General features: G+C 62.4%; 2 protein-coding genes. Both read left to right on the top strand.

Annotation, left to right across the window (positions count from 1 at the left end; genetic code table 11):
- On the top strand, window positions 1–1,188 hold a 1,188-nt coding region (locus A2I95_RS36725; RefSeq protein WP_291737415.1), incomplete at its 5' end, for an FAD-dependent oxidoreductase.
- 1 nt (window position 1,189) lies between these two features.
- A partial coding sequence (locus A2I95_RS36720; protein WP_291737414.1) for an NAD(P)-binding domain-containing protein occupies window positions 1,190–1,571 on the top strand: 382 nt, incomplete at its 3' end.

Below are 1,571 nucleotides of genomic sequence, written 5' to 3'. Positions count from 1 at the left end.
GTAAAGAAAGCGACTGGCATGCCCACCTTCCACGCCGCCCGCATCCCGGATGTGGCAACTGCCCGCCATGCGGTTGCCGCGGGGCTTTTGGACATGGTTGGCATGACCCGCGCCCATATGGCTGATCCGCATGTGGTGAAGAAAATTATTGAGGGGCGCGAGGATGAGATCCGCCCCTGTGTGGGAGCGACCTACTGCCTGGACCGGATCTATCAGGCTGGGGATGCGCTGTGCATCCATAATGCAGCGACGGGCCGCGAGCTGACCATGCCCCATGAGATTACGCCCGCAGAGGTCCGCAAGAAGGTTGTGGTCGTTGGTGCCGGCCCTGCCGGGCTGGAGGCTGCGCGGGTGGCGGCAGAGCGCGGTCATCATGTCACCGTGTTTGAGGCTGCGGCCGAGCCGGGCGGCCAAGTGCGCTTGACCGCACAGAACCCGCGCCGGGCAGAAATGATCGGCATAATTGACTGGCGCATGGCGCAATGCGCCGCGCGGGACGTGGAGTTCCGTTTCAGCACTTGGGCCGAGGCCGCAGACGTGACCGCGCTGAATCCGGATGTTGTAATCGTCGCGACGGGAGGTTTGCCAAACACCGAATTGTTCGAAACCTGCGGGGAGGCTTCGCATGTTGTCTCGGCCTGGGATATTATTTCCGGTGACGTGAAACCGGCAGCAAATGTGCTGATTTATGACGAGAGCGGCGACCACCCTGGGCTGATGGCAGCAGAAATCGCCGCCAATGCTGGCGCCAGAGTCGAGGTGATGACGCCTGATCGTACCTTTGCCCCGGACATCATGGCGATGAACCTGGTGCCCTACATGCGGGCGCTGCAGGACAAGGACGTCACCTTCACCGTGACCCGCCGCTTGCTGGAGGTGGCGCGCAGCGGCAATAAGCTGACAGCCTCCATCGGAACAGACTACAGCAGTCATGTGTATGAGGCCGGTTATGATCAGGTGGTTCTCAACTACGGGACGCTGCCGCTGGATGATCTGTACTTTGATCTCAAAGAGCAGTCGTCCAACCGCGGCGAAGTCGGCCAGGGAGCGCTGATCGCGGGCAGCCCGCAACGGATCGCGTCCAACCCGCAAGGGCAGTTCCAGCTGTTCCGCATCGGCGATGCGGTTTCCGCCCGCAACACCCACGCGGCGGTTTATGATGCGCTGCGGCTGATGAAGGATATCTGATATGCGTTTGGGTTTTTTGGGATGCGGCACCATTGCCTCGGCCGTGGTGCGGGGCCTGGCCGGCAAGGGTCACCGGATAACGGTTTCGGAGCGCAGCAAATTTCAGTCCGCGGCGCTGGCCGGGGCGTTCGGGGATGTCACGGCGGCTGGCAATCAGGCGGTGATCGATGCCAGCGATGTGATCTTCCTCGGCATGATGGCGGAAGCCGCTGAGGGCATTCTCAAGGAGCTGGTCTTCCGTGAAGACCAACAGGTGATCTCCTTCATGGCCGGTGCGGATCTCGGCCGCGTGGCAGATCTGGCCGCCCCGGCCAAAGCTGCTGCAGTGATGATCCCCTTTCCGGGCATCGCGCAGGGCGGCTCTCCGGTCATTGCTTTGGGGG

This window comes from Leisingera sp. F5, assembly GCF_001593695.1.
This window is presented reverse-complemented; position numbering and strand designations above follow the sequence as displayed.